Source organism: uncultured Campylobacter sp. (assembly GCF_937949835.1).
In the GTDB taxonomy this organism is placed as follows: domain Bacteria; phylum Campylobacterota; class Campylobacteria; order Campylobacterales; family Campylobacteraceae; genus Campylobacter_B.
In genome coordinates, this window is the sequence record NZ_CALEDC010000161.1 from 1 (window position 1) to 1,149 (window position 1,149).

General features: G+C 50.7%; 1 protein-coding gene. It reads left to right on the forward strand.

Annotated elements, in window-relative coordinates; genetic code table 11:
* The coding region (locus Q0256_RS03515; protein ID WP_297960091.1) for an FtsK/SpoIIIE domain-containing protein at positions 1-970 on the forward strand (970 nt) is incomplete at its 5' end.
* Positions 971-1,149 lie beyond the last annotated feature (179 nt).

Sequence of the window (1,149 nt, forward strand, 5' to 3'; positions counted from 1 at the left end):
TAAGAAGCTGCCGCACCTTCTCATCGCAGGCCCCACCGGAAGCGGCAAGAGCGTGGGCATCAACGCCATGCTGCTTAGCCTTTTGTATCGCAACTCGCCCAAGAGCCTGCGCTTAATAATGATCGATCCGAAGATGCTCGAGTTTAGCATCTACAACGACATCCCGCACCTACTAACGCCCGTCATCACGCAGCCTAAGCAGGCGATCATCGCGCTAAGCAATCTCGTTGCGGAGATGGAGCAGCGCTACTCGCTCATGGCGCAAAACAGGACGAAAAATATCGACAACTACAACGAAAAGATGCTGCGCGAGGGGGGCGAAATTTTGCCTTACATCGTCGTTATCATCGACGAGCTCGCGGATCTGATGATGACGAGCGGCAAGGACGTAGAGCATTACATCGCGCGTTTGGCGCAGATGGCGCGCGCTAGCGGCATCCATCTCATCGTAGCGACGCAGCGCCCTAGCGTAGACGTCGTCACGGGGCTGATAAAGGCGAATCTGCCTAGCCGCATCAGCTTCCGAGTGGGCTCAAAGGTCGATAGCAAGGTGATTTTGGATCAGATGGGCGCGGACAGCCTGCTTGGGCGGGGCGATATGCTCTTTACGCCGCCTACCGCGCCGGGACTCATCCGCCTGCACGCACCGTTTACGACCGAGAATGAGATCAACAAGATCGCGGAATTTTTAAAGGCGCAAGAAAGCGTCGTTTATGACGAGCGATTTTTGATCGAGAACGAGGGCGCCAAGCAAGAAGGCGGTATAATCAATCCGCAAAATATCGTGCTTGACGAGCTTTACGACGAAGCCAAGACGATCGTTTTGGAGGAGGAGAAGACCTCGATCAGCTACCTGCAGCGCCGCTTGCGTATCGGATACAATCGCGCCGCGACGATCATCGAGCAGCTTGAGCAGATGGGCGTTTTAAGCGAGATCAACGCCAAAGGTCAGCGCGACATAATCAAGTAAGCTTTAAAATTTCGATGAAATTTAAGCGGCGAAATTTTGAAATTTATTGGATTTGCGGGTGCCAGAATTTTTAAAATTTAATCGATCTGCATCGGTAAAATTTTAAAATTTATCGGATATGAAGCGGCGAAATTTTAAAATTTTTTGATCTGCATGGCGGATTTTAAATTTTAAAATTT